This window comes from Bartonella sp. AA81SXKL (assembly GCF_042196945.1).
In the GTDB taxonomy this organism is placed as follows: domain Bacteria; phylum Pseudomonadota; class Alphaproteobacteria; order Rhizobiales; family Rhizobiaceae; genus Bartonella.
Genome location: NZ_JBHIRH010000157.1, coordinates 1 through 857 on the forward strand (window position 1 = coordinate 1; position 857 = coordinate 857).

Annotated in this window: 1 protein-coding gene; it reads right to left on the bottom strand. The window is 37.8% G+C overall.

What is annotated here, in order from left to right; genetic code table 11:
* Positions 1-70 precede the first annotated feature (70 nt).
* A partial coding sequence (locus ACFINZ_RS10260) for an FAD-dependent oxidoreductase (RefSeq protein ID WP_375701458.1) occupies positions 71-857 on the bottom strand: 787 nt, incomplete at its 5' end.

Sequence of the window (857 nt, forward strand, 5' to 3'; positions counted from 1 at the left end):
AGCGTTTTTGAATTTAATGCGCAAACAAATGCCACAATAAAACTCAATAAACTTTCTAAAGGCTACGTAATCATGAATTTTGTTCATTGTCTTGTATTTTTTGCATATAAGCAGTAAGAGCATTAATCTCTTTTTTATTAAATAAAAGACCAAGTTTTGAGCGGCGCCATAAAACATCTTCGCACGTTTTAGCCCATTCCTTTTCCATGAGCCATTTTACTTCTACTTCATAAAGTCCATGTCCAAAATTCTTTCCCTTGTCGGCTTTACCATTTGCAAATATCATCAACGCCTCGCAACCATAAGACCTTGCAAGTCTGCGATATGTAAAAGCATCTAAATCTGGAACTAAAAGAGCAATCTTATTTTCTATTGTATCCAGCTTATTATGTGGAAAATCGCCTCCAGGAAGCGTTGAGTTGATTGTCCATGGTTTTCCCTTTTTACCAAGCGCTTTTTCAACAAATTTCATCGCATCTTCAGCTAATTTGCGATAAGTTGTAATCTTACCACCATAAAGATTAAGGATTCTTGGTGTACTTTCTGTACCCATTTCCTTCAAAACATAATCACGCGTGATCTCTTGTGCTTTTGAAGCACCATCGTCATAGAGAGGACGGACACCAGAGTAAGTCCAGACAATGCTTTCACGCAATACCGGTTGCACAAAATATTCACTCGCTGCTGTGCAGATATAGTCAATCTCTGTATCGGTAATATGAACATCAGCTGGATCACCCTGATAACCACAATCTGTTGTTCCAAGCAATGTAAACTCTTCCTGATATGGAATGGAAAACAGAATACGCCCATCTCCGTTTTGGAAAATATAAGCACGATCATGAGCATAAAGCTTT